Annotated in this window: 23 protein-coding genes and 1 riboswitch; of the genes, 13 read left to right on the forward strand and 10 right to left on the reverse strand. The window is 73.0% G+C overall.

Annotated elements, in window-relative coordinates:
• Positions 1-3: 3 nt before the first annotated feature.
• Together BLW86_RS37000 and BLW86_RS37005 are read right to left on the reverse strand one after the other, a co-directional pair.
• Positions 4-846, reverse strand: a complete 843-nt coding sequence (locus BLW86_RS37000) for an ABC transporter permease (RefSeq protein ID WP_093878068.1) — start codon at positions 844-846, stop codon at positions 4-6.
• The gene (locus tag BLW86_RS37005; RefSeq protein WP_093879070.1) at positions 843-1,751 is read right to left on the reverse strand and encodes an ABC transporter ATP-binding protein; all 909 of its coding nucleotides are present in this window, start codon (positions 1,749-1,751) and stop codon (positions 843-845) included. Before BLW86_RS37005 ends, BLW86_RS37000 begins: the two co-directional genes overlap by 4 nt.
• A gap of 134 nt (positions 1,752-1,885) precedes the next feature.
• Between BLW86_RS37005 and BLW86_RS37010 the strand changes: the two genes are divergently transcribed.
• The 3 genes from BLW86_RS37010 (at position 1,886) to BLW86_RS37020 (ending at position 4,522) form a co-directional block, all read left to right on the forward strand.
• Positions 1,886-3,232 carry a sensor histidine kinase gene (locus BLW86_RS37010; RefSeq protein WP_256341570.1) on the forward strand — a complete coding sequence of 449 codons (1,347 nt, stop codon included), beginning with the start codon at positions 1,886-1,888 and terminating at the stop codon, positions 3,230-3,232.
• Positions 3,229-3,906: a response regulator gene (locus tag BLW86_RS37015; protein WP_093878070.1), complete on the forward strand. Its 678-nt coding sequence runs from the start codon at positions 3,229-3,231 to the stop codon at positions 3,904-3,906. Before BLW86_RS37010 ends, BLW86_RS37015 begins: the two co-directional genes overlap by 4 nt.
• Positions 3,907-4,018: 112 nt before the next feature.
• Positions 4,019-4,522 carry an NUDIX domain-containing protein gene (locus BLW86_RS37020; RefSeq protein ID WP_093878071.1) on the forward strand — a complete coding sequence of 168 codons (504 nt, stop codon included), beginning with the start codon at positions 4,019-4,021 and terminating at the stop codon, positions 4,520-4,522.
• Positions 4,523-4,564: 42 nt separating this feature from the next.
• On the opposite strand, the gene BLW86_RS37025 is transcribed toward BLW86_RS37020, so the two are convergent.
• Positions 4,565-5,089, reverse strand: a complete 525-nt coding sequence (locus tag BLW86_RS37025; protein WP_093879071.1) for an AMIN-like domain-containing (lipo)protein — start codon at positions 5,087-5,089, stop codon at positions 4,565-4,567.
• A gap of 109 nt (positions 5,090-5,198) precedes the next feature.
• Here BLW86_RS37025 and BLW86_RS37030 point away from each other — a divergent pair, with 109 nt between their 5' ends.
• The 3 genes from BLW86_RS37030 (at position 5,199) to BLW86_RS37040 (ending at position 6,717) form a co-directional block, all read left to right on the forward strand.
• A complete protein-coding gene (locus tag BLW86_RS37030; protein WP_093878072.1) occupies positions 5,199-5,846 on the forward strand; it encodes a DUF6629 family protein in 648 nt (215 codons plus the stop codon).
• Positions 5,847-5,876: 30 nt separating this feature from the next.
• Positions 5,877-6,089 carry a hypothetical protein gene (locus tag BLW86_RS37035; RefSeq protein WP_177181863.1) on the forward strand — a complete coding sequence of 71 codons (213 nt, stop codon included), beginning with the start codon at positions 5,877-5,879 and terminating at the stop codon, positions 6,087-6,089.
• A 124-nt stretch (positions 6,090-6,213) separates the two neighbouring features.
• Positions 6,214-6,717, forward strand: coding sequence for a peptidylprolyl isomerase (locus BLW86_RS37040; protein WP_093878073.1), 504 nt, complete (start codon positions 6,214-6,216; stop codon positions 6,715-6,717).
• 190 nt (positions 6,718-6,907) lie between these two features.
• Here the strand turns inward: BLW86_RS37040 and BLW86_RS37045 are convergent, their stop codons facing one another.
• The 3 genes from BLW86_RS37045 to BLW86_RS37055 all read right to left on the reverse strand — a co-directional run bounded on the left by BLW86_RS37045 (position 6,908) and on the right by BLW86_RS37055 (position 10,807).
• On the reverse strand, positions 6,908-7,744 hold the full coding sequence (locus BLW86_RS37045) for an SDR family oxidoreductase (RefSeq protein ID WP_093878074.1): 837 nt from the start codon (positions 7,742-7,744) through the stop codon (positions 6,908-6,910).
• Between the two features lie 119 nt (positions 7,745-7,863).
• A complete protein-coding gene (locus BLW86_RS37050; RefSeq protein WP_093878075.1) occupies positions 7,864-8,112 on the reverse strand; it encodes a type B 50S ribosomal protein L31 in 249 nt (82 codons plus the stop codon).
• A 124-nt stretch (positions 8,113-8,236) separates the two neighbouring features.
• Positions 8,237-10,807 carry a SpoIIE family protein phosphatase gene (locus BLW86_RS37055; protein WP_093878076.1) on the reverse strand — a complete coding sequence of 857 codons (2,571 nt, stop codon included), beginning with the start codon at positions 10,805-10,807 and terminating at the stop codon, positions 8,237-8,239.
• 460 nt (positions 10,808-11,267) lie between these two features.
• On the opposite strand from BLW86_RS37055, the gene BLW86_RS37060 reads away from it, so the two are divergent.
• The 3 genes from BLW86_RS37060 (at position 11,268) to BLW86_RS37070 (ending at position 14,234) form a co-directional block, all read left to right on the forward strand.
• Positions 11,268-12,032: an alpha/beta fold hydrolase gene (locus BLW86_RS37060; protein ID WP_093878077.1), complete on the forward strand. Its 765-nt coding sequence runs from the start codon at positions 11,268-11,270 to the stop codon at positions 12,030-12,032.
• 154 nt (positions 12,033-12,186) lie between these two features.
• The gene (locus tag BLW86_RS37065) at positions 12,187-12,783 is read left to right on the forward strand and encodes an LURP-one-related family protein (protein ID WP_093878078.1); all 597 of its coding nucleotides are present in this window, start codon (positions 12,187-12,189) and stop codon (positions 12,781-12,783) included.
• A gap of 146 nt (positions 12,784-12,929) precedes the next feature.
• Complete coding sequence (locus BLW86_RS37070) at positions 12,930-14,234, forward strand: phosphoribosyltransferase family protein (protein WP_093878079.1); 1,305 nt, start codon at positions 12,930-12,932, stop codon at positions 14,232-14,234.
• Here the strand turns inward: BLW86_RS37070 and BLW86_RS37075 are convergent.
• Positions 14,218-15,108: a LysM peptidoglycan-binding domain-containing protein gene (locus BLW86_RS37075; RefSeq protein WP_093878080.1), complete on the reverse strand. Its 891-nt coding sequence runs from the start codon at positions 15,106-15,108 to the stop codon at positions 14,218-14,220. The two genes, BLW86_RS37070 and BLW86_RS37075, sit on opposite strands and share 17 nt — an antisense overlap.
• 4 nt (positions 15,109-15,112) lie before the next feature.
• Positions 15,113-15,297: riboswitch (cyclic di-AMP (ydaO/yuaA leader) on the reverse strand.
• 379 nt (positions 15,298-15,676) lie between these two features.
• On the opposite strand from BLW86_RS37075, the gene BLW86_RS37080 reads away from it, so the two are divergent.
• The gene (locus BLW86_RS37080; protein ID WP_093878081.1) at positions 15,677-16,279 is read left to right on the forward strand and encodes a DUF6197 family protein; all 603 of its coding nucleotides are present in this window, start codon (positions 15,677-15,679) and stop codon (positions 16,277-16,279) included.
• A gap of 67 nt (positions 16,280-16,346) precedes the next feature.
• Here the strand turns inward: BLW86_RS37080 and BLW86_RS37085 are convergent, their stop codons facing one another.
• Positions 16,347-18,371 carry a phosphocholine-specific phospholipase C gene (locus tag BLW86_RS37085; RefSeq protein WP_093878082.1) on the reverse strand — a complete coding sequence of 675 codons (2,025 nt, stop codon included), beginning with the start codon at positions 18,369-18,371 and terminating at the stop codon, positions 16,347-16,349.
• A gap of 202 nt (positions 18,372-18,573) precedes the next feature.
• On the reverse strand, positions 18,574-19,377 hold the full coding sequence (locus BLW86_RS37090) for a DeoR/GlpR family DNA-binding transcription regulator (protein ID WP_093878083.1): 804 nt from the start codon (positions 19,375-19,377) through the stop codon (positions 18,574-18,576).
• A gap of 175 nt (positions 19,378-19,552) precedes the next feature.
• Between BLW86_RS37090 and BLW86_RS37095 the strand changes: the two genes are divergently transcribed.
• Positions 19,553-20,476: an SIS domain-containing protein gene (locus BLW86_RS37095; protein WP_093878084.1), complete on the forward strand. Its 924-nt coding sequence runs from the start codon at positions 19,553-19,555 to the stop codon at positions 20,474-20,476.
• A 39-nt stretch (positions 20,477-20,515) separates the two neighbouring features.
• Positions 20,516-21,349 (forward strand): class II fructose-bisphosphate aldolase, encoded by an 834-nt coding sequence (locus BLW86_RS37100; RefSeq protein WP_093878085.1) that lies wholly within the window; start codon positions 20,516-20,518, stop codon positions 21,347-21,349.
• A 27-nt stretch (positions 21,350-21,376) separates the two neighbouring features.
• Here BLW86_RS37100 and BLW86_RS37105 read toward each other — a convergent pair whose 3' ends face one another.
• The gene (locus BLW86_RS37105) at positions 21,377-22,255 is read right to left on the reverse strand and encodes a LysR family transcriptional regulator (protein WP_093878086.1); all 879 of its coding nucleotides are present in this window, start codon (positions 22,253-22,255) and stop codon (positions 21,377-21,379) included.
• A 72-nt stretch (positions 22,256-22,327) separates the two neighbouring features.
• On the opposite strand from BLW86_RS37105, the gene BLW86_RS37110 reads away from it, so the two are divergent.
• On the forward strand, positions 22,328-23,269 hold the full coding sequence (locus BLW86_RS37110; protein WP_256341571.1) for a DMT family transporter: 942 nt from the start codon (positions 22,328-22,330) through the stop codon (positions 23,267-23,269).
• Positions 23,270-23,313: the final 44 nt, after the last annotated feature.

Here is a 23,313-nt window from a genome sequence, read left to right on the forward strand (position 1 = left end):
CCCCTACTGGTCCCGGCCCCGCACCGCGAGGACCGTCACCACCGCCCCGCCCAGCGCCCACAGCACGAACACCAGCCACGCGCCGCCCGCCGACCACGGGAACAGCTCCCCGGCGGGCGGTCCCGCGTCCGCGAGCCGCCGCCAGGCGTGCAGCGGCGTCGCGTGCGCGAGCACCGCCGTCAGGTGACGCCGGTCCGAGAGCACCGCGGGCAGCAGCAGGAACAGGACCACCGCGCCGACGATCGAGACCGCGGCCTTCCGCAACAGCGCGCCGATCGCCATCCCGCCCACCGCGCACACCGGGGCGAGCAGGGCCGAGGCCACCACGATGCGCCCTGCCCCCGGGTGGGTGATCGGCAGCCCGATGTCCCGGGCCGACAGCATCGCCTGCGTCGACCAGAACGAACCGACGGCGACCACCGCCCCGAACACGGTCTGCACCACCGCCACGACCAGCACCTTCGCCGCCATGAGCGCACCCCGTGCCGGCACCGCCGTGAACGTCGTGCGGATCAGCCCGCTGCCGTACTCGCCGACCACCGCGACCGCTCCCATGGCGGCCGAGGCGAGGATCAGGACCAGCGCCGCGTTGTACGTGAAGGCGTCCCACAGCGCCATGCCGTTCGCCACGAACTCGGCCCGGCTCGCCTCGTCGTACTGGAGCCAGTAGCGGTAGTGGTCCCAGGCGGTGCCGAAGTTGAAGGCGACCACGACGAGCGCGCCGAGCAGCAGCGACCAGCCCGTCGAGCGCAGCGACCACAGCTTCAGCCACTCCGACCCCACCAGGTCACGGAAACGGGCGCGGGGCTCCACCACGGAGGCCACGGGAACATCGAGGGTCGTCATCGGGCGTCTCCTGCCAGGTACTCGACGCTGTCGGCGGTCAGTTCCATGAACGCCTCCTCCAGGGAGGCCGTACGGGTGGTGAGCTGGTCGAGCAGCACCCGGTGCTCAAGGGCCAGTTCGCCGACGCGGGCCGCCGAGAGCCCGGTCACCGTCAGCAGACCGGCCTCCTCCTCGACCTCCGCGCCCTCCCCGAGCAGCAGCGCCGTCAGGCGCGCCCGGTCCGGCGTGCCGACCGTCACGCTCAGGCGCCTGCCCCGCGCGGCGAACTCCGTCAGGCTCTCCGCCGCGATCAGCGCTCCCCGGCCGATGACCACCAACTCGTCCGCCGTGTGCTCCATCTCCGTCATCAGGTGACTCGACACGAAGACCGTGCGGCCCTCCTCCGCCAGCCGCCGGAACAGTCCCCGCACCCACTTCACGCCCTCCGGGTCGAGGCCGTTCAGCGGCTCGTCGAACAGCAGCACCGGCGGGTCGCCGAGCAGCGCCCCGGCGATGCCGAGCCGCTGCCGCATGCCCAGCGAGTACCCGCCGATCCGGCGCTTGGCCGCCCCCGCCAGGCCCACCTCCTCCAGGACCTCGTCGACCCGGGAGAGCGGGATGCGGTTGCTGCGCGCCAGGACCGCCAGATGCGCCCGCGCGGTGCGGCCGCCGTGCACGTCCCCGGCGTCGAGGAGCGCGCCGACGTGCCGCAGGCCGCGCGGCCGGTCCGCGAACGGCCGGCCGTCGACCGTCACCGAGCCGCTCGTCGGCGCGTGCAGGCCCAGCATCATCCGCAAGGTGGTGCTCTTGCCCGATCCGTTCGGGCCGAGGAATCCGGTGACCCGGCCCGGCCGGACCGTGAAGGTGAGCGCGTCGACGGCGGTCGTGGCGCCGTAGCGCTTGGTGAGTTCCCTGACTTCGATCATGGGCACCACCGTGCCGTCCGGGCCCCGCGCCGGGCATCGGACCAGCACGGACAATCCGCGGCGGGCCCTGTCACCCCAGGTCGTACACCCCCGGTCCGATGCCCGCCGCAGGGGCCGCCGTTTACGATCACCGCATGTCCGCCACCCCGTCAGCACCGTTCTTCAAGAGGGTCACGCCCGGCGGGTGGGCCGCCGTCGCCTGGGGCGCGGGCATCGCCTTCACCGCCCTCCTCCGGATGCCCGTGCCCGGTCAGGAAGGGCCCGACGTCCTGCCCGGCTTCGTCATCCTGCGCTGGGACGGCCTCCTCATGCTGACCGTCGGCACCCTCCTCACCCTGCGCGGCGGCGCCCTCCTCGCCCGCCGTCCGACCGCCGCCCTCAACCACCTCCTCGTCGCCTCGGTCATCGCCTCCACCCCCCTCGGCGTCACCGCCATCCCCTTCGCCCAGTACCTCGCGGTCGACGTCGCGCTCTACGCCATCGCCGCCGCCCGTCCCCGCCCCGAGGCATGGCGGGCGCTCCTGCTCGCCCTCGGACTGCTCGTCGCCTACGTGGCTGTCCGTCTGCTCGCCGGCTGGAGCGCCGGCACCACGAGCACCCTCGCGGTCGCCCTGACCGCCCTCGTGGCCTGGCTCCTCGGCCGTTCGGAAGGGCAGGCCCGGGAGTACGCGGAGCGGAGCCGCGCCCAGGCCACCGAGCGGGCTGTCACCACCGAACGCCTCCGGATAGCCCGCGAGATGCACGACACGGTCGCCCACAGCATCGGCATCGTCGCCCTCCAGGCCGGGGCAGCCCGGCGCGTCATCGCGACCCAGCCCGAGGCGGCCCGGCAGGCCCTCACCGAGATCGAGACGGCGAGCCGCGAGACCCTCGCGGGCCTGCGCCGGATGCTCGGAGCCCTGCGCACGGCGGACACGGACAGGGAAGCGGAGGCACGCCCCGACACGGCCCCGGCCGCCACCGACCGTGCGACGACCGCCACCGGCCGTACGACGGCCGCGATCGGCGGTGCCGAGACCGCCCCCGGCCGTACCGCGATCTCCGCCGAAGTCCGGGGACTCCCCGAGATGCCCGGTCTCGCCGCACTCGACCGGCTCGCCGAACTCACCGGAAGCGCCGGTGTCCGGGTCGCCGTCCGCAGGGTCGGAGTCCCGGGCCCGCTGCCCCCGGACATCGACCTCTCCGCGTTCCGGATCGTCCAGGAGTCCGTCACCAACGTCGTACGGCACTCGGGCGCCGACTCCTGCACGGTCACCGTCGACCACCGTGACCCGGAGTCCCTCGCCCTCACCGTCGAGGACCACGGCCCCGTCCCCGGCCACGCGCGCGTGAGCCCGGGCCCCGGCTCCGGGTACGGCCTGACCGGGATGCGGGAGCGCGTCGCTGTGCTGCACGGAGAGTTCAGCGCGGGACCCCGCCCCGGCGGCGGTTTCCGCGTCACCGCCCGCCTTCCCCTGCCTACAGGAGCCACCCCACGATGAGCCAGACCACCACCGGGCAGCCGGTCCGCGTCGTCCTCGCCGACGACCAGCCCCTGGTGCGCACCGCGCTCCGGATGGTCATCACCGACACGACGGACCTCGTCGTCGTCGGCGAGGCCGCCAACGGCGCCGAGGCCGTCCGTCTCGTCGAGGAGACCGGCGCCGACGTCGCCGTCATGGACCTGCGGATGCCCGGCACGGACGGCATCGAGGCCACCCGGATCATCACCGAGGGCCCCACCGACGCGCGGGTCGTCGTCCTCACCACCTTCGACGACGACGACCACGTGTACGCGGCGCTCCACGCGGGCGCGTCCGGATTCCTCGTCAAGGACATGGCCCTGGACGACATCCTCGCCGCAGTCCGCGTCGTCGCCTCCGGCGACGCCCTCATCGCGCCCAGCGTCACCCGACGCCTCATCAAGGAGTTCACCGAACGCCCCAGGACCGCGCCCGCCCCGCGCCGCCGCGCCGAGGGGATCACCGACCGCGAGCGCGAGGTCCTCACCCTCGTCGGACGCGGTCTGTCCAACACCGAGATCGCCGAGGCGCTCCACATCAGCATCGCCACCGCGAAGACCTACGTCACCCGGCTGCTCGCCAAGCTGGACGCCCGTGACCGCGTACAGCTGGTGATCATCGCGTACGAGGCGGGTCTGGTCTCCGCCGTCTGACGGACCGGCGGTGCTCACACGATCCGGTGATCCACTCGCGAGGCGCCGGCCCGCCCGCCCCGGACCGCTTGGATGGAGGCGACCCATCCGGTCCGTCGAGAGAGAGCCGCCCATGGCGAACACCTGGCTGCCGCCCGCCGAGTACGTCGACACGCTGCCGAGAGCGACGGCGTACGCCTGCCTCTACTTCACCGACACCGCAGGCCGCCCCTTCCAGCTCCGGGCCGTCTACCAGACCCGGCCGTGGCAGTGGCCCGGCGGCAACATGGACCCGGGGGAGACCCCCTGGGAGACCGCGGTGCGCGAGTGCCACGAGGAGACCGGGATCGTCTTCACCGGCGAACCGCGCCTCCTCGCCGCCCACTTCGCCACGGACCGGGGCGCGGACTGGCCGGCCAACCACATCGGCTTCATCTTCGACGGGGGCGAGCTGACGGACGAACAGATCGCCGCCGTCGTCCTCGACCCCGAGGAACACAGCGAGTACCGCCTGCGGACCCTGGACGAGTGGGAGCGGGAGATGAACCCGCGCGAGTTCGCCCGCCTCGCCGTGATCGACCGGGCGCGAAGGAGCGGGTCGACCGTGTACGTGGAGAGCGGACCCGCCGGGACGTGAGCGTGGGGCCCGTCCACCGGGACGGGCCCCGACCCCGTGCGCTCAGGCCCGGCAGCCCACCATCGGGTGGGCGATGTCGACGACGAAGCGCTCCGGCGAGTGCAGCCGGAAGGTCTTGTACTCGGGCTTGGTGTCGAAGGCGGCTCCGATGCCGACCACGCCCTCGAAGTCGCCGGTCAGCGCGACCCCCTTGAGCGCGGGCAGATGGATCTTCAGCAGCCGGGGGCCCTGATAGACGGACCGTCCGGCGTCGTCGTGGGCGGCCGCGGGGGAGAGCTTGATCTCCAGGAAGTACTTCCCCGCGAGCGGGACCCTGTTCCCTGATCCGTCGTAGTGGAGCGAGCGGGTCTGATGGACGGTGACCGGGGGCATGGCGCCCCGTACGTCGATCACGAGCCGGTCGAAGGTGGCGTGGCCGCCCCAGCGGGCGTTGACGACCAGGGCCGTGGCCGGGGTCGAGGCGCTCAGGGTCGGGGCGTCGGCCGCGCCTGCCGGGATCGTGGCGCCGATCCCGGCGGTCAGCAGGATTCCCGCGGCGACGGCCGCGAGGGTGTGGCGGTGATGCATGACGTCCCCCAATTTCTACTGTTCCGGGGACAGGGGTGTCACTGGCGGAGACAACCACCACCACGATACGGTTCCACCCGTTTTGCCGTATATAGGGTAAAAATTCTCCATGTGCTGGAGTGCGACCGCCGACCTCTGGACGGGCCTCGGGATCGGCGCCGTCGGTGTCGTCTCCCTGGCCTCCGTACGCCGCCCCGGGGACGTGCCGCTCGCCGCCCTGCCCCTGCTCCTCGGTGCCCACCAGGTCGTGGAGGCCGCCGTCTGGCACGCCGGCGGCGGAACCGGGCCCGCCACCCTCGTCTGGGCCGTGATCGCCCTCCCCCTGCTGCCCCTCTTGGTGCCCCTCGGAGTCCTCGCCGCGGCCCGCCCCGCCGACCGGCCGCGCCTGCTCGTGCCGCTCGCCGCCGGCCTCGTGACCGCCTCCGTCCTCGCGTACCGCCTCGCCGTCCGCCCCGTCTCGGCCGAGATCCGGGGCCACACCCTCGGCTACGCCGTCGACCTGCCGCACGCGCCGCTGGTCCTCACCGGATACCTGCTCGCCACCGTCGGGGCGCTGCTCCTCGCCCGCGACCGGCTCCTGCGGACCCTCGGACTCCTCACCGGCCTCGGAGCGGCCGTCTGCGCCCTCCTGTGGCGCACCGAGTTCGTCTCCACCTGGTGCGCCCTCGCGGCGGCCGCCTCGCTGCTGCTGCTCGCCTGGGCACGCGGGCGGCGGCCGGTGGCGTCCCCGGACGGATCCGAGCCCGTCCGACCGTAACCCGACGGCCCCTCAGCAGTTGACCAGGCCATGAAGAAGCGCAGCATGCTCGCCATCGCCTCCCTCGCCGCAGGCGTCGTCACCGCCATCGTCACCCCGCCGCCGCAGGCCAGCGCCGCCGAGAACCCGCTGGCCGGCACGACGGGCATCCTCCAGGACGACCAGACCGCCACCGTCCTCCACGAGACCGTCCAGGGCGCCGAGGGCGCCCTCCAGAACCAGCAGGGCGGCGGGCTGCTCTGACGCCCCGTCCCAGGTGACGGCCGGTGCCCCGCGTTCCGGACGGAGCGCGGGGCACCGGCACGCCGTGACCCGGGAGGAGGCGGCCCGTGCGCGCGCCGTGCGTGAGTAATGACAGGATGTCCCCATGAGCAACGAGAACGTTTACTTCGAGATCAACATCGACGGCAAGCCCGCGGGCCGCATCACCTTCAAGCTGTTCGACGACGTCGTCCCCAAGACGGCGGAGAACTTCCGCACGCTCGCCACCGGCGAGAAGGGCTTCGGCTACGCCGGCTCCCCGTTCCACCGCGTCATCCCGAACTTCATGCTGCAGGGTGGCGACTTCACCAACGGCAACGGCACCGGCGGCAAGAGCATCTGGGGCGAGAAGTTCCCGGACGAGAACTTCAAGCTGAAGCACGACCGTCCGTTCCTGCTGTCGATGGCGAACGCCGGCCGCAACACCAACGGCTCGCAGTTCTTCATCACCACGATCGTCACCGACTGGCTCGACGGCAAGCACGTCGTCTTCGGCGAGGTCGTCGAGGGCCAGGACCTGGTCAAGAAGATCGAGGCCCTCGGCTCCGCCTCCGGCGCCACCAAGGCGAAGATCGAGGTCGCCGAGTCCGGCATCGTGAAGCAGGCCTGATCGCCTCTTCGGGCTGAATCGCCTCTTCGAGGCGAATCGTCTCCCCGGAGCGCATAGTCCCTCCGGAGCCGCATCGCCTCTCGGGCTGAGCGGAGAGCCCGGCGCCCTCGCTCGCCCACCCGGCCGGGGCGGGGAACGCGGTCCATCGGACGCGTGTCCCCGCCCCGCCGTGCCTCCTCGCCCCGGGGCCTCAGGCGAAGGCCGGCGCGTTCCGCACCGCCCATGCCGAGAAGGGCCGGGGTGCGCGCCCGAGCACGTGCTCCACATCGGGACTCACCCGCTGCTCGTCCGCGCGGGGCTCGCCCATCACCGACAGCATCCCGTCGACGGCCTCCTCCGGCAGGAACCGGACCAGCTGCGACCGGGCCTCGTCCGCGCTCTGCGCCACGAACTCCACCGGCGCGTCCAGAGCGTCGGCCAGCGCCCGCACCTGCTCGCGCGGCGAGACCGCGACCGGCCCCGTCAGGACGTACGTCCGTCCGGCGTGCGCCGGGTCGCGCAGCGCGGCGGCCGCGACCCCGGCGATGTCCGCCGGATCCACCACCGGCAGCGCCACATCGGCGAACGGAGCCGCGACGGTACGCGCCGAGCGCACCTGCTCGGCCCAGAGGAAGGCATTGGACGCGAAGCCGCCGGGCCGCAGCACCGTCCACTCGACGCCCGACTCCCGTACCGCCGCCTCGAACGCGCGCAGGATCTCGTGCGACACCGAATCGGTCCGCGTCCCCACCAGCTGCGAGGACTGGAACACGATCCGCCGCACCCCGCAGGCCACCGCCGCCGCCACGATCTCGCGCGGCCGCAGCTCGTCCCCGAGACCCGCGACGAGCAGGTACACGGCCTCCGCACCCTCGAACAGCCCCTTGAGTCCGTCGACATCGGCCAGGTCGCCCCGCCGGTGCGTCACACCGGCGGGCAGCCCCTCGGCCGGACGGCGGCTCACCGCCGTGACCTCCTCGCCGGCCGCGGCCAGCATCTCCACCAGCGGTCGCCCGACGTTTCCGGTCGCTCCGGTCACCACGATCACAGCTGTCCCCTCCAGGGAGTCCCCGGCGGAGCGCGAGCGCCCCGCCGTCTTCGTGACCTCATCCTGGAAGGCGAACCGGCCACCTCCTGGCCAGTTTCACGGACGGGTTCTCGACGGCCTCACTTCTCCTCGCCGTAGCGGCGCTCGAACTGGGCGATCCGGCCCTCGGAGTCCACGGTCCGCGCCTTGCCCGTGTAGAACGGATGGCTCTCGGACGAGATCTCGACGTCGATCACGGGGTACGTCTCGCCGTCGTCCCACTCGATGGTCCGGTCGCTGGTCGCGGTGGACCGGGTCAGAAACGCGTACCCCGCCGAGCGGTCACGGAACACCACGGGGCGGTAATCCGGCTGCTTGTCCTGCTGCACGTGTCCTCCTCGGGCTGCTGCCCTGACTCGTCCGGCCTGATCGGCACGGCACCCCCAGCCTCCCCGGCCACACGGTCCCCGACCAGCGTCACGGGCCCGACCGGGTGACACCCGCGCGATCGTCTCAGCCGCTGTCCGTCCACCGTGCCGCGAGCAGCAACGCGATGTCGTCCGGGCGGGACGTGGCGGCCCTGGCCTCCCGGATCAGCCGGTCGGCCGTCTCCGCGAGCGGCAGTGCGCCCGTCGCGGCGAAGGCGCGGCTCAGCCGCCCGATCCCCTCGTCGATGTCCTGGCCCGGCCGCTCCACCAGACCGTCCGTGAACAGCGCGAGGACCGCCCCCGGAGCCAGCCGCAACCGCGTCACCGGATACGACGCCCGGTCATCGACCCCCAGGACCATCCCGCCCGCCAGCTCCACCGGCTGCGCCGTACCGTCCGGCCGCCGCAGCAGCGGCTGCGGATGCCCCGCCCGCACCGCCCGCATGTCGCCCGTCTCCGGATCGAGCAGTACGTAGCAGCAGCTCGCGAACTGCCCCGGATCCAGATCGATCAGGAGCCGGTTGGTGCCGCGCATCACGTCCTGCGGCCGATGTCCCCCCAGCGCGAACGCCCGGACGGCACTGCGCAGCTGCCCCATGGTGGCCGCGGCCGCCACACCGTGCCCCTGCACGTCGCCGATCACCAGGGCGAGCCGCCCCTGTCCGGTCTCGATCACGTCGTACCAGTCGCCGCCCACGTCCATGCCCTGCGTGCCCGGCAGATAACGGCCCACCGTCTCCACCCCCTCCCGCACCGGCAGCCGGTGCGGGAGCAGCGCGTCCTGCAACCCCCGCGCGACCGCCGACTCCGTGTCGTACCGCTGGGCCCGCTCCAGGGCCTGCGCGATCAGCCCCGCGAGCGCCGTGAGGACGGTCCGCTCCTCCGGGCTGAAGCCGCGCGGCGAGTCGAAGCCGAGGATGCAGGAGCCCACCGGCCGGCCCGAGGCGATCAGGGGAAGGAAGGCCCGCGCACCCGAGTGCGCGTCCATCGGGAGATCCGGATACGCCAGTCCCAACTGCTCCATGGACTCGAAGAAGAGCGGCCTGCCGGTCGTCAGGGTCTCCACGCCCGGCAGCCGGGAGTCCAGGGCCACGCCGTCGAAGGGTTCGAGGAAACCCGGCGGGAACCCCGTCTCCCAGGCCAGATAGAGCCGCCGGTCGCTCAGCAGGTAGATCGCCAACTGCCGTCCGCCGAAGGCCGGCAGCAACTCCTCCGTCACCACCGCCGACACCTGCCGGGCCGTCACCGCCTCGGAGAGCGCGATCGCCAGGGCCACCGGCCGGTACAGCGCCGCCGCCCGGTCGCCCGGCGCCGAGAGGACGTCGTTCGGCCTCGACAGGGCGTTGCCCGGTGCCGGCAGGGCGTCGTCCGTCCGCCGCTCGCTCGCCGCCGGGGCGAGGGGCGCCGGATCCTCTTCCGGGATCAGCACCATCGTCACCCCGTCCCGGCCCGGGTGGAGCGACACCGTCAGCCACCGGCCCCGCTCCGGACGGGCCAGGAAGCGCACCGGTTCGCCGGAGAGCAGGGCGGCGCGCAACTGCTCCTCGTGGAAGGGATGAGCGAACCAGGGCAGCGCCTCCCACAGCGGCCGCCCCGCCAGCGCCCCGCGCGGCCGTCCCAGCAGGTGCTCCGTCCGCTCGTTGAGGTAGGTGACGCGGCCGAGCCGGTCGACGGCCAGGATGGCCCGTGGCAGGCGGTCCGTGGCGTCCGAGCCGACCAGCCCCGTACCGAGGTCCACCAGCGTCCCCTCGAGCAGGCCGCCGCCGGTGACTCCCGTCCCCGGCACGGTCCGCCGCGCACGCGCGGACACCTCGAGCAGGTGGAGGCCGCCGTCCGGCCCCCTCAGCCGGATCCTGCGGACCGACGGCCGCCCGCCCGCCCCCGTCGCCTGCCGGGCCGCCGCCCACAGCGCGTACCCGTCCTCGGGGTCGAGGAGGGACGTCAGCATCTCGATCGAACAGGGCGAGGAGACACCCGCTCCGAGGACGGCGAGGAGCCCTTCGTCCAGCGTGACCGTGCCCGTGTCCATGTCCCAGGCGAAGGAGCCGAACCGGACCGGCGGCCCCGAACCGGTGGGCAGCTGTACGCACACCGGATCCCCGGGCCACTCGACCTCCGTCCCCTGCCGGGCCAGATCGGCCAGGGCCTCACCGAGGCGGAGCGCGCCCCCGGTCATCCGGCTCCGGTCCCGCGCGTCCACCGGCACCCCCGGGCTCGGCGCCCGCAGCGCCACGAGCACGCCGAAGCGCTCGCGGCCCGCGATCACCGGCGCGTACAGCGAGGCGAACGGGAACGGCAGGCTCGCCACCAGCTGGGGGAAGCGCCGCATGGCCTCCTCGACGTCGGGGAGGTGGACGGCCTGGCCCGAGCGGTGCACCTCCGCCACGGGGAACGGCCGGTTCGTGTGCATCCGCCACCACGGCCGGAAGAGCGGCCCCGGCAGCCCCACCAGGACGGCGAGCCGCAGCAACCCCGGGGTCCCTGAGCGCAGGTAGACCCCGCCCGCGTAACCGCCGACCTCCTCCACCGCCGCGAGGGCAGTCTCCGCGAGGGCCCATGTGAGCGCGTGGGAAGCAGGCCCGTTGTCGGCTCCGTTCCCGGACGGACTCCCGGTGCCGCCCGCCGGGCCGGGGCCGGACGCGCCGTGCGAGGTCACACAGCCAGGATCCCCCCGTTCCCGGAGGGACGCGAAAGCACCCGGGCCCGTACCCCGGACGAGGGCGAAAGCACCTGCGGCCCGTACCCGGACGGAGGTGAAAGCACCCGGGCCTGTACCCGGAGGGACGCGAAAGCGCCCGGGCCTGTACCCGGTGGGACGCGAAAGCACCCGGGCCCGTACCCCGGAGGGACGCGAAAGCGCCCGGGCCTGTACCCGGACGGAGGTGAAAGTGCCCCCGGCCCGGTGTCCGGAACCGGATCCGTCGAGGTGCCTCCTCGTCCCGGCCCCGGCGAAGTGCCTCCTGGCCCGGACCTCCGAGGCGCCTCCCCGTCCCGGATCCGGCGCGCTCCCGCGCGCCCCGCCCGATGGTGTTGACCCCACGCGTCCGCACCGTCACACTCGGTCGTCGACCGCCGCCGTCGGCGCGCGGCGCACGAGCTCGCGAGCAGGGGGCACGATGACGGGGCAGGTTCTTCCGTACGACGTACACGGCGAGGGTCCCGGGAGGGCCCTCGTGCTGCACAACTGGTTCGGCGACCGCACCAGCTTCGCCCCGCTGCGCGCCCATCTGGACGGCGGCCTCGGCACGTACGCCTTCGTCGACTGCCGGGGCTACGGCGACGCCCTCGACCACGCGGGCGCGTACACCATGGAGGAGGTCGCGGCCGACGCCCTCGCGGTCGCCGACGACCTCGGCTGGGACTCGTTCTCCGTCATCGGCCACTCGATGGGCGGCAAGGCGGCGCAGCTGATGCTGCTCGACGCCCCCGACCGGATCAGCTCGATCATCGGCGTCTCTCCGGTCTCCGCCGCCGGCTTCCCGCTGGACGGGGAGACCTGGGAGCTCTTCGCCGGAGCCGCCGACGAGCCGGCCAACCGGCGCGCGATCATCGACAACACCACTGGCGGGCGCTACGACGACGCGTGGCTGGGCGCACTCGTCGACCGTTCCGTCACCCGCTCCTCCGCGACGGCCTTCCGTGCCTATCTGGACTCCTGGTCCCGCACCGACTTCCACGAGCGGATCCGCGACAATCCCACCCCCGTCCTGCTCGTCGTCGGCGCCCACGACCCCGCGCTCGGGTCCGAGGCGATGGAGGCCACCTGGCTGCGCTGGTATCCCAACGCGCGGCTCGAAGTCCTCAAGGACGCCGGTCACTACGCCCCCGAGGAGACCCCCCAGGCCCTCGCCGAGGCCATCGAGGCCTTCCTCGGGGCCTGAGGTCCTCGACCTCGGCTTCCGGCCTCATCCGAAGGTCGACGGAATCGACGACTTTCGAGGACAGCGGCGGGGCCCCTCGGCAACGGATCATCGTGCTCACGACCTCAGGGGGTGGTCTTCGAGGGACCGTCCACGACCGGCAGGAGCACGACCGATGGGCCTCGCACAGTCGCAGCACCGTTTCCTCGTACGGCAGAAGGTGACGCCCATGGCCAACCGCTACCTGGTGCACACCGTCGGACCGGACGGCAAGGAGGGCGAACTCGTCGCCTTCGCCCACCAGAAGAGGATGGCGCTGAAGGAGCACGTCACCTTCTACACCGACGAGTCGCGGCGTCAGGTCCTCTTCACCTTCAAGGCCCGTCAGGTCATCGACCTCGGCGCGACGTACGACGTGGTCGGCGCATCCGGCACCCGACTGGGGAGCTTCCGGAAGGACTTCGGCGCGTCCTTGCTGCGGAGCACCTGGCACCTGAGCCGGGACGGCGAGGAGGGGGAGGCCACCGGACAGGAGCGGAACCAGGCGGTGGCGCTGCTGCGGCGGGCCTGGGACTTCCTGCCCTTCGTGGACCTCGTGCCGTTCGTCGTGCCGTACCACTTCGACTTCGCCGAGGGCGGGCGGCCCGTCATGTCCGTCGACAAGCTCTTCGGCATCCGGGACCGGTACGTGCTCGGCATAGCCGACCCCGAGCTCGACCGACGGCTCGCCATAGCCCAGACCGTGGCCCTCGACGCCCTGCAGTCCCGCTGACCGAGCCGGGGCCGCCCGCGCGGGGCCGCCGCCCGGGGCGCCCCGCCGACGAGGACGACGCGTCTACCCTGGAGGGACGGGCAGGGGACGGAGCACTCCGTTCCTCCCCGCGCCCGAGCCGCGCACCGGCGGAAGGGCGGCGGACCATGTTCTTCAGCGATCGCACCGACGCGGGGCGGCAGCTCGCCGCCCGGCTCGACCACCTCAAGGGCCATGACGTCGTGGTCCTCGGGCTTCCGCGGGGCGGTGTGCCGGTGGCGGCGGAGGTCGCCGACGCCCTCGGCGCGCCGCTCGACATCTGTCTCGTACGGAAGCTCGGTGTGCCGCACCAGCCGGAGCTCGCGATGGGGGCGCTCGGGGAGGGAGGCGTGCGGGTGCTCAACGAGCGGGTGCTCCGCGAGACCCGTGTGGGCGACCACGACCTCGCCGCGGTGGAGGAGCGTGAGCACGCCGAGCTGGACCAGCGCGCCCGCCGCTACCGGGGCAGCAGGTCCTCCGTGTCCCTCGCCGGGCGGACGGTCGTCGTGGTCGACGACGGGCTGGCGACGGGAGCCACGGCGCTGGCGGCCTGCCGGGTGGTCCGGGCCCGGGGCGCCGCCCGGATCGTCCTCGCCGTCCCGGTGGCACCACGGGGCTGGACGACCCGCGTCGGCGACGATGCCGACGAGACCGTCAGCGTGCACACGCCGGACCTCTTCTTCGCGATCGGGCAGTTCTACCAGGACTTCTCGCAGACCCCGGACGCCGAGGTCATCGCCTGCCTGGACCGGAGCAAAGCCGCGCGGGACCCCGTCGCGCAGGGCGCGGACGTGCGGATCCCGGTCTCCGGCATCACCCTCGGCGGACGGCTCGCGGTGCCCGAGGGCGCCGGCGGCATCGTCCTGTTCGCCCACGGCAGCGGCAGCAGCCGCCACAGCCCCCGGAACCGGGAGGTCGCCGGGGTGCTCAACCGGGCGGGCCTCGGGACCCTCCTCTTCGACCTGCTGAGCGAGGCGGAGGCGGAGGACCGGGAGCGTGTCTTCGACACCCCGCTCCTCGCCGGGCGCCTCGCCGGGGCCACGGAGTGGCTGGCCGGGAGGCCCGAGAGCACCGGACTCCCGCTCGGGTACTTCGGCGCGAGCACGGGCGCGGCCGCCGCGCTGTGGGCGGCCGCCGACCCCGCGTCACCTGTGAGCGCCGTCGTCTCGCGTGGCGGCCGGCCGGACCTCGCGGCCGAGCGCCTGGCCCGGGTGCGCGCCTCGACGCTCCTGGTGGTGGGCGGCGCGGACGCGATGGTCCTGGACCTCAACCGGCGGGCCCAGGCCCTGCTGCGCTGCGAGAACCGGCTCGCCGTGGTGAGGGGCGCCGGCCACCTCTTCGAGGAGCCGGGCGCCCTGGAGGAGGTGGCGGACCTCGCCACCTCCTGGTTCGCCGAGCACTTCCGGCGTCAGAGGGTCAGTACGCCGAGTTGACGTTGTCGATGGAGCCGTAGCGGTCGGCCGCGTAGTTGCAGGCGGCGGTGATGTTGGCGACCGGGTCGAACAGGTCCATGGAGGTGCCGGGCACGTGGTAGGCGAGGAAGGTCGGCTCGATGACCTGGAGCAGGCCCTTGGAGGGGGTGCCGGCGACCGCGTTGGAGTCCCAGAGGTTGATGGCCTGGGGGTTTCCGGACGACTCGCGCATGACGTTGCGGAAGATCCCGTCGTAGGAGCCGGGGATGCCGTGCTGGCCCATGATGGCCAGGGACTCCCGGATCCAGCCGTCGAGGTTGTCGGCGTAGTTCGTGGCGGCGACCGGGGCGGCCTTGCCGGCGGCGGGTGCGGCGGCGACGGCCGGGACGGCCTGCGCTGCGGAGGCGCCCTTACCGGTGGCGACGGCGGGAGCGGCCGGCCGGCGCTCGGAGCGGCTCGCCCGTTCGGTCGTGGCGGACTTCTTCGCCTTCGCCTGCGTGGGGGCGGCCTTGGCGGAATCCCGACGAATCGTCAGTTCGAGGCCGGGGTGAATGAGTGACGGGTCGTCACCCACGACGCTCTTGTTGGCACGGTAAAGGCTCTTCCAGCCCCCCTGAATTCCCTTCTTGTGGGCGATCAGGGAAAGCGAGTCACCACTCACGACGGTGTACGTGCGCGCGGCGGCCGGGGCGGCGGGGGCCTTGGCGGCGGCCTGCGCGGCGGGAGCGGCGAGGGACTGGGCCGCGATCTCCGGGGCGCCGGACACGGGCGCGGCGCCGGCGACGGCCGGGGCGACGAGCGGCAGGGTGAGCGCGGCACCACCCGTGCCGACCAGGGCGAGGCCTCGGGAGACGGGGCTGCGGCGGGGGCGGCGGTGCTTACCGTGTGCAGGCATGGCGGTTTCCTCTCCGGCGCCTGCGGGGTGAGCTGTCGGGTTCGGACGGGAGATGTCCGGCCGCGCGCACGCGGCTTCACCCCGAGCCGTTCCGGATTCCGGGCCGGCGTATTCGTGGGTCCCCCGCTCCTGCCGTCGGGTGAAAAGGGAGGTTTGCCGAGCGGCGGCAGGATTGGGCGTTCCGCTCGAATGGAGGTGACCGTAGGCCAGTAATGCGACCGATAACAAGGGGAAGGGGTCTCTGATATCCGGAAATGGATCACAGAATTCGGTTAATTCAAGATCGATGCCGTCGGGGAAGGGGTGAACTTCCTTGCCCGGTACGGGGTGGGGGAGGTCGCCGTCGGACCGTCGAGCCGCGTGAGTGAGTCGTGTCACTCGAAGCGCAATGTCCTATTTGGTATGTAATTCCTTTTGTAGGTAAATAGGGTGGTAATTCGCGTGGTGGGGTGTTCGCAGAGAAAGGGAGGGGTGATGTGAAGGTGGCGACTCTCCGAGTGAGGGCAAAAGTAGCAAAACCGACATTCCATCTTGAAAGATGGAGGGAGTCGACTCAGGAGACACCCCTATGCCGCCCTCCACCTCCCTGCTCAGCCCCGACGCCCTCGACCGCGAGGCGGCCGCCCTCTTCGAGAGCGCCACCTGGCAGCGGATCGTCACGGACTGGAACGCCCCCCAGGAGTCGCCGCCGGCGGAGGAGGGCTGGCGGGCGCTGCTCAGCGTGCCGGTGGACCGGCTCGTGGCCGACGCCCTGGCCGCCCTGCCCCCGGAGCTCCCCACCGAGCGCCGCATCCCGGGACGGCTCGGAGCCGTGCTGCCGGACCGGCTGCACACCTGGCGCCGCATCGGCCAGACCGAGCTCCGCCCCTCGGTCCACCTTGGCTACGCGCGCCTGGTGCTGACGGAGTGGGGCTGGCAGAACGCCCCGTACAAGCTGCGTGACGTGCGGGGCGCCCGGTGTGTCTGCGGGGCCCTCCTCGCCGCCCACCGGCTCGGCTACGGCAGCGCCGACACCATGAACGAGGCGGCCGCCTGGATCATGACCGAACTGCGGTCGCGCGGGTGGCAGGGACTGATCGGGCCGTGGAACCGGGCCCCCGGCCGCACCGGAGCCGACGCGGTGGCGCTCCTCGACGCCACGGTCCGCCGCGCCGCGCACGCCGGCCGCTGAGGCCCCGCCGCCCGGTGCCGGGCAGCGGCGGACCGGAAGGTCGCTGCCCGGCACGCGGGGGAGGGGATCAGCCGCTGACGCTCGGGGCTCCGGTCTCGATGTGGCCGGTGTACCGGCGCGACCAGCTCCCGTCGATGTCGGCGAGGATCGTGAAGTCGTACCAGCCGCCGTTGTACGCCACCGCGTTGAAGAAGTCCTCGCGGCTGGAGTTCGCCGGCACCGTGTAGGTCCACGGACCGTCCGAGCGGTAGGCGTTCGAGCGGATCGTGAAGGTGACGGGCCCGGCCGAGGTGTTGGTCATCTTGAACCACAGGGCCGTCTTGCCCGTCCCCGCCTCGGGCGCGAACCGGGCCGCCACCTCGACGTCCTTGCCGGCCTTGGAGGCGTCCCCGATGAAGCGGCGCAGGAAACGGTTCGGGCCCATCATCGAGATGTCGTACTTCCCCGACCCCGAGCCGAGGCCGATGTTGAAGTAGTCGGTGGCCGTGCCGCCGGGGTCGACGGTGTACTGCCAGGCGGCGGTGTCCCGGTACTGGTGCGGGTGGATCGAGAAGTGCGCCGACCGCTTGGCCTCCGCGCCCTGGTTGGTCATGGAGAACCAGGCGAGGATCTTGCCCGCCGCGCCGAACTCGAAGCGGTCGAGGTTGCCGTTCACCTGGTACGGCAGGGCGCGCGCCGGCCGGGTACCGGACTCCTGGGCGGGCAGCGCGTTGTTCTGCGGTGCCGGGTTCGGCAGCGGGCCGCAGGTGGCCTGCCCGATCACCTTCGCCGTGGACGGAAGGCCGGCGGGCACTCCGTACACCGGGTGGGCGAAGTCGAAGACCCCGGTCAGATCGCCGGTGACCTTCCGCCGCCAGGCGCTGATGTTGGGGCAGGTGGCCGGCGTGCCGAGGGCCGTCGTCCAGCTCTCCATGAAGCGCAGCACCGACGTGTGGTCGAAGACCTCGGAGCTCACCCACCCGCCCCGGGTCCACGGGGACATGACAATCATCGGGACGCGGAAGCCCAGGCCGATCGGCACGCCGTCGAGGTACTCGCCCGCGGTGCCCGGAGGTGCGACCGGCGGCGGCACGTGGTCGAAGAAGCCGTCGTTCTCGTCGTAGTTGAGGAACAGCACCGTGGAGTCGAACACCTCGGCATCGGCGGCCAGCGCGCGGTAGACGAGATCGACGAAGTGGGCGCCGTCCCCCGGAGGGGCGTAAGGGTGCTCCGAGAAGGCCTCGTTCGCGACCACCCACGACACCTGCGGCAGGGTCCCCGCGACGACGTCGGCGCGGATCGCCGCGGCGATGTCGTCCGGCGTCGAGCCGGTCGCCTTCGGGACCGAGCCCATGCCCCGGTCGTACAGCGGATCCCCGGGCCGTGCGTCGGTGAACTTCTTGAAGTACGCGAGGCCGTTGTCGCCGTAGTTGTCCTGGGCGTTCTGGTAGACCTTCCAGCTCACGCCGGCGCGCTGGAGCGCCTCGGCGTACGTCTCCCAGGTGAGGCCCGACTCGTCGCCGCCGTCCTTGCTGGAGCCGTCGATCTTCCCGCTCCACAGGAACGTGCGGTTGGGGCCCGTGGCGCTCAGCGTCGAGCAGAAGTACGCGTCGCAGATCGTGTAGTGGTCGGCGAGCGCGTAGTGGAACGGGATGTCCCCGCGGTCGAGGTGACCGAGCGTCCGGGTGTTGCCCACGCCCGTGACCCAGTTGTCGAGGCGTCCCTTGTTCCAGGCGGCGTGCTGCGAGGTCCAGCTGTGCGGCAGGTCGCCGTTGCACTGCGCGAGGGTCTCGCCGTCGACACCGCCGGCCGGCGGGGTGGCGCTGAGCTTCCAGGGGTACTGGCGGCCGCCCCAGTTGGGCTGGTTGAACATGCCCCAGCCGCCGGGCAGGTTGCCGGCGGCGCGGTCGCCGAAGCCCCGTACGCCCTTCAGGGTGCCGAAGTAGTGGTCGAAACTGCGGTTCTCCTGCATGAGGATCACCACGTGCCGGACGTCGGCGAGGGTGCCGGTCGCGGTGCTCGCGGCGGCGGACGCCCGGACCGGCGGGAGCGCGGCTCCCGCCATGAGCCCCGCGCCGATCCCGACGAACCCCCTGCGGCTGATGGGAATCATGCCCCGCCCCTCCTGTCACGGTGTGCCCCAGCGGCACGTCGGAGACATGATGGAGGAGGGGAGCTTAAAGGTATACAGCCGTGCGGTAATTACTCGATGAATACCCGCAGGACCTGAGAAGCCGAGCCCGGGATTGGTTCGACATCAGACCAATGAGTCGGATGTCGAGCCAATGGACAGGTGCCGGGCGAGGGGTGGGGCGTCAGACGGTGAGGACCTTCACCCCGGCCTCGGTGAGCTGCGCCACCGCCTCCGGGGTGATGCCGGTGTCGGTCACGAGCGTGTCGATCCGGTCCAGGCCGCAGATCCGCGCGAACGCCCTGCGGCCCATCTTCGAGGAGTCGGTCACCACGACGACCCGGCTCGCCCGCTCCGCGAAGAGCCGGCTGATGCTCGCCTCGTCCTCCTGGTGCGCCATCACGCCCAGTTCGGCGTCGACCCCGTCGACACCGAGCACCACCACGTCGAGCACGACCTCGTTGAGCACCCCGACCGTCAGCGGGCCCACCAGCTCGTAGGTCTGGGGACGGGCGACGCCCCCCGTGGTGACGATCTTGATCTGTGGGCGCACCGCCAGCTCGCCCGCGATGTTGAGCGCGTTGGTCACCACGGTCAGCGCGGGCCCCGCCGCGGCGGCTCCCGGGGTCTCGGCGCGACCGCTCGCGAACCGCAGTGCGAGCGCCCGCGCGACCTCCGTCGTCGTCGTTCCCCCGTTGAGTCCGACGACCTCGCCGGGCGCGATCAGATCCGCCACGGCCTCCGCGATCCGCCGCTTCTCCGGAGCGTGCCGCGTCGACTTGTACCGCAGCGGCAGCTCGTACGAGACGCCGTGCGCGACCGCCCCGCCCCGCGTCCGCACCAACAGCTGCTGCTCGGCCAGCTCGTCGAGGTCCCGGCGGATCGTGGCCGCGGAGACGTCGAGCGCGGACGCCGCCTCCTCGACCTCCAGCTTCCCCGAGGCCGCGAGCAGCTCCAGGAGCGTGTTCCACCGCTCGTGCTTGGACATGGGTCCCTCCCTCCACCGGGGTCACGACCGCATGACCACCCCGCTCGTGCGCGCGTCCGATTCTAGCCGCCGACGGGCGTGGGATCTGGAAAGAGGATGCATCTTTCTGATTGAATGAGCCCATCTTCAAGCATCTTCCATCATTATCGCGCACCCTTCTTGCAAGGAGACCGACATGACCACCACCCGCACCGCCGTGGAGATCGCCTCCCAGCCGGCGACCTGGCGCCAGGCGGCCCGCACCCTGCCCCAGCACGTCACGGCCCTGCCCCGACGCGGTGAGCGGGTCGCGGTGATCGGCTGCGGCACCTCCTGGTTCATGGCCCTCGCCTACGCGGAGCTGCGCGAATCCGGCGGCCACGGCGAGACCGACGCCTTCGCCGCCTCCGAGTTCCCCTACGGCCGCCGCTACGACCGGGTCGTGGCCATCACCCGCTCCGGCACCACCAGCGAGGTCCTCGCCGTCCTGTCCCGGCTGCGCGGCACGGTCCCCACCGGCGCGATCACGGCGGACCCCACGACCCCGGTGATGGACCTCGCCGACGAGGTCGCCGTCCTCGACTTCGCCGACGAGGAGTCCGTCGTCCAGACCCGCTTCGCGACCACCGTGCTCGCCCTGTTCCGCGCGCACCTGGAGGCCGAGGACGCCCTGCCGGAGGGGCTCGCCACCGTCGAGGACGCCGCCCGCGACGCCGAGCAGGCCCTCGCCTCCCCGCTCGACGAGAGCGTGCGCACGGCGGAGCAGTTCACCTTCCTCGGCACCGGCTGGACGTACGGACTCGCCCTGGAAGCGGGCCTGAAGATGCGCGAGGCGGCCGGTGCCTGGACGGAGGCGTACCCGGCCATGGAGTACCGCCACGGCCCGATCAGCATCACCGGCCCCGGCCGGGTGACCTGGGGCTTCGGCACCCTGCCCGCGGGACTCGCGGACGAGGTGCGCAAGGTCGGCGGCACCCTCGCCGAGAGCGACCTCGACCCGCTCGCCGAGCTCGTCCGCGCCCAGCGGCTCGCCGTCGCCGTCGCCGAGGCCCAGGGGCTCAACCCGGACACCCCCCGCAACCTGACCCGTTCCGTCGTCCTCACCGACGTCCATGCCTGACCGCCGCCCCGCCCCCGCTCACCGTCCGGGAGAGACACCATGCCGCTGACGCCCACCGACGAGATCGTCCGCCGCGCGCGTGCCGCGGGCACCGGGGTGGGGGCGTTCAACGTCCTCCAGCTCGAACACGCCCAGGCCATCGTGGCCGGCGCCGAGGACGTCGACCGTCCGGTCGTCCTCCAGATCAGCGAGAACACCGTCCGCTACCACGGCGCACTGGAACCGGTCGCGCTCGCCTCCCTGGCCGTCGCCCGCGCCGCCAAGACCCCCGTCGCCGTCCACCTCGACCACGCCGAGAACCCCGACCTCGTCCGCGAGGCCGTCGCCCTCGGCCTGGGCTCGGTCATGTTCGACGCCTCCAAGCTCCCGTACGCGGAGAACGTCGCCGCCACCCGTGAGGTCGTGGAGTACTGCCACAGCCACGGCGTCTGGGTCGAGGCCGAACTCGGCGAGGTCGGCGGCAAGGGCGGCGCCCACACCCCGGGCGTGCGCACGGACCCCGAGGAGGCGCGTGCCTTCGTCGCCGCCACCGGCGTCGACGCCCTCGCGGTCGCGGTCGGCAGCGCCCACCAGATGGTGACCCGGGACGCCGTCCTCGACTTCGACCTGATCGCCCGGCTGCGTGCGGCCGTCGACACCCCGCTCGTCCTGCACGGCTCCTCGGGCGTCTCGGACCCGCACCTCACCGCGGCGATCGCGGCGGGCATGACCAAGGTGAACGTCTCCACCCACCTGAACAAGGCCTTCACCGAGGCCGTCCGCGCCCACCTCGCCGAGCACCCCACGACGGTCGACCCCCGCGCGTACCTGACCCCGGCCCGCGCGGCCGTGGCCCGCGAGGTCTCCCACCTCCTGGCGGTCCTCTCGCCGTGACGGCGGACACGCGGTGACCCCGCCCGCTCAGACCTCCTGAAGCGCCGTCAGGAGGCCCCGCACGGCGGGCAGGGCCAGGGAGGACTCCCGTACGGCCGCGTGGATCGAGCGGACCGGTTCGGGGCCGCGGACCTTGCGGACCACCACGTTCGGGTGGCGGCTGCCGAGGCCCATCAGGGGGATCAGGGTGATGCCGAGTCCGGCCGCGACGAAGCCCTGCGCGGTGGCGTACTCCTCGCACTCCACCGCGATGTCCGGAGTGAACCCGGCCGCCGCGCAGGCGTCGAGGACGGCGTCGAGGCAGGGGCCCGGCCGCTCGCTGCCGACCCACGGTTCGGGGGCCAGGTCCGCCAGGTCGACGGCGCCGCGACGGTCGGCGAGCCGGTGGCCCCGGGGCAGCACCGCGCGGTACGGGTCATCGACCAGATGGACGAGCCGAAGACCCTCGCCGGACGCCTCCGGGCCGGCGCCCCGGGGCCGTACGAGGAGGGTGAGGTCCGCTTCCGCGTCGGGCGCGCCGTCGGCGATCCGCAAGTCCACCCGCACGCCCGGGTGTTCCGTGCGGAAGCGGGCCAGGGCGGGGGCGACCAGGTCGGCGCCCGCCGTGGCGAAGTAGCGGACCGCGATCCGCCCGGTGCGGCCCGCCCGGAGATCGGCGAGCGCCGTCTCGGCCTCGGCGACCTGACGCCCGATGACGGCGGCGTGCTCGGTGAGCAGCCGGCCGGCGGCGGTCGGCCGCACTCCCCGGCCGAAGCGTTCGAGCAGCGCGATGCCGGCCTCCTTCTCCAGGACGGCGATCTGCTGACTCACGGCGGAGGGGGTGTAGCCGAGGTGTCCTGCGGCGGCCGTGACGGAGCCGCTGGCGACGACGGCCCGGAGCACCTGCATGCGTCTCACGTCGAGCATGTAGGAGAGCTTAACGCCCGATGCAAGATCTTTCGCTTGTCCTGTCGGCTGACGGACGGGACCGTGGAAGGCATGACTTCGGCGATACGCATGGGCGTCCTGGCCCTGCTCTGGGGCTCCGGCTTCCTCTGGATCAAGATCTCCCTCAACGAGGGCCTCACCCCGGGGTGGATCACCTTCGTACGGTGCCTCCTCGGCGCGGCCGTCCTCCTCGCGCTCGCGTACGGAGCCGGACAGCGCCTGCCGCGGGACCGCGGCACCTGGGGGCGCCTCGTCATCGCCGCGCTCCTCTGCAACGCGCTGCCGTTCCTCCTCTTCTCCCTCGGCGAGCAGACCGTCGACAGCGGAGTGGCCGGCGTCCTGAACGCCACCACCCCGCTCTGGTCCCTCCTCATCGGCCTCGCCCTCGGTACGGAACGCCCGCTGCGACCCGCCAGGCTCGGCGGACTCGCCCTCGGCTTCACCGGAGTCCTGCTGATCTTCGCGCCCTGGAGCGCGGGGGCGGGCCTCATGACCTGGGGCGCGCTCGCCCTGCTCGGCGCCTCCGTGAGCTACGCGGCGGCCTTCGCGTACATGGCCCGCCGGCTCACCCACCGGGGCACAGCGCCCCTGGCGCTCTCCGCCGCGCAGCTCCTCACGGCCACCGCCCTCAGCACGCCCGCCCTCGCGGCCGGCGGCCGGACGACGGTGACCGCGACGGGACTTCTCGCGGTCCTCGTCCTCGGCGTCTTCGCGACCGGGCTCACCTTCCACCTCAACTACCGCATGATCGCCGAGGAGGGTCCCACCAGCGCCGCCACCGTCGGCTACCTGCTGCCCGTCGTCTCCGTCACCCTGGGCGCCCTGGTGCTCGACGAGCCGTTGAGCGCCCGGGTGCTGGCGGGCATGGCGGTGGTCCTCGTCGGCGTGGGGCTGACCAGGGTGCGGACGAGGCCCGCACCGGCCGCTCCTGTCGCACGCGACGTCACCGAGGGCGAGGTCCCCGGCGTTCTCCGGCCGCCGGCCTCCGGATGAGGGATCCGCTCAGCCGGAGCCCTGCGGCAGTGCGCATGCCGATC

Origin of the sequence: Streptomyces sp. TLI_105 (assembly GCF_900105415.1) — a bacterium.
Taxonomy (GTDB): domain Bacteria; phylum Actinomycetota; class Actinomycetes; order Streptomycetales; family Streptomycetaceae; genus Streptomyces.

Coding starts and splice junctions, on each gene's coding strand:
- BLW86_RS37000 (WP_093878068.1), bottom strand. CDS start 846: ATGACGACCCTCGATGTTCCCGTGGCCTCCGTGGTGGAGCCCCGCGCC.
- BLW86_RS37005 (WP_093879070.1), bottom strand. CDS start 1,751: ATGATCGAAGTCAGGGAACTCACCAAGCGCTACGGCGCCACGACCGCC.
- BLW86_RS37010 (WP_256341570.1), top strand. CDS start 1,886: ATGTCCGCCACCCCGTCAGCACCGTTCTTCAAGAGGGTCACGCCCGGC.
- BLW86_RS37015 (WP_093878070.1), top strand. CDS start 3,229: ATGAGCCAGACCACCACCGGGCAGCCGGTCCGCGTCGTCCTCGCCGAC.
- BLW86_RS37020 (WP_093878071.1), top strand. CDS start 4,019: ATGGCGAACACCTGGCTGCCGCCCGCCGAGTACGTCGACACGCTGCCG.
- BLW86_RS37025 (WP_093879071.1), bottom strand. CDS start 5,089: ATGCATCACCGCCACACCCTCGCGGCCGTCGCCGCGGGAATCCTGCTG.
- BLW86_RS37030 (WP_093878072.1), top strand. CDS start 5,199: ATGTGCTGGAGTGCGACCGCCGACCTCTGGACGGGCCTCGGGATCGGC.
- BLW86_RS37035 (WP_177181863.1), top strand. CDS start 5,877: ATGAAGAAGCGCAGCATGCTCGCCATCGCCTCCCTCGCCGCAGGCGTC.
- BLW86_RS37040 (WP_093878073.1), top strand. CDS start 6,214: ATGAGCAACGAGAACGTTTACTTCGAGATCAACATCGACGGCAAGCCC.
- BLW86_RS37060 (WP_093878077.1), top strand. CDS start 11,268: ATGACGGGGCAGGTTCTTCCGTACGACGTACACGGCGAGGGTCCCGGG.
- BLW86_RS37065 (WP_093878078.1), top strand. CDS start 12,187: ATGGGCCTCGCACAGTCGCAGCACCGTTTCCTCGTACGGCAGAAGGTG.
- BLW86_RS37070 (WP_093878079.1), top strand. CDS start 12,930: ATGTTCTTCAGCGATCGCACCGACGCGGGGCGGCAGCTCGCCGCCCGG.
- BLW86_RS37075 (WP_093878080.1), bottom strand. CDS start 15,108: ATGCCTGCACACGGTAAGCACCGCCGCCCCCGCCGCAGCCCCGTCTCC.
- BLW86_RS37080 (WP_093878081.1), top strand. CDS start 15,677: ATGCCGCCCTCCACCTCCCTGCTCAGCCCCGACGCCCTCGACCGCGAG.
- BLW86_RS37085 (WP_093878082.1), bottom strand. CDS start 18,371: ATGATTCCCATCAGCCGCAGGGGGTTCGTCGGGATCGGCGCGGGGCTC.
- BLW86_RS37090 (WP_093878083.1), bottom strand. CDS start 19,377: ATGTCCAAGCACGAGCGGTGGAACACGCTCCTGGAGCTGCTCGCGGCC.
- BLW86_RS37095 (WP_093878084.1), top strand. CDS start 19,553: ATGACCACCACCCGCACCGCCGTGGAGATCGCCTCCCAGCCGGCGACC.
- BLW86_RS37100 (WP_093878085.1), top strand. CDS start 20,516: ATGCCGCTGACGCCCACCGACGAGATCGTCCGCCGCGCGCGTGCCGCG.
- BLW86_RS37105 (WP_093878086.1), bottom strand. CDS start 22,255: ATGCTCGACGTGAGACGCATGCAGGTGCTCCGGGCCGTCGTCGCCAGC.
- BLW86_RS37110 (WP_256341571.1), top strand. CDS start 22,328: ATGACTTCGGCGATACGCATGGGCGTCCTGGCCCTGCTCTGGGGCTCC.